This is a genomic window from Oleiphilus sp. HI0080 (assembly GCF_001635135.1).
This window is the reverse complement of record NZ_LWFU01000173.1, coordinates 1-284: the sequence shown is the minus strand read 5'-3', so window position 1 is coordinate 284 and position 284 is coordinate 1. Positions and strand designations below refer to the sequence as shown.

Annotated in this window: 1 protein-coding gene; it reads left to right on the top strand. The window is 44.0% G+C overall.

The window, feature by feature from the left end:
* Window positions 1-209 (top strand): hypothetical protein (locus A3751_RS23370; protein WP_068451507.1); only part of this gene is annotated, 209 nt, incomplete at its 5' end.
* Window positions 210-284 lie beyond the last annotated feature (75 nt).

Below are 284 nucleotides of genomic sequence, written 5' to 3'. Positions count from 1 at the left end.
TCATGCACAATGCAAAAATAGACCAGCAGATGCACGATCCAAGGAAATTGAATGCAAAGCGGCTATTTGTGCTAACGAGCAAGCTAAAGGCAATCGCACCAATTGCCAGCATCAAAAACGGCAGACTAGAGCCAATGGAAATAAACAATAATTTGTCGAAACTCGGTGTATTTACAACACTTGGAAAGGTGTTGAATCGAGCAAAATAGGGAGAGTACGACGTCACTTCCCATCGAAGGGTCGAACCGTAAAGTTCAGAGCATCGTAATTGAGGGGCGCTGTAA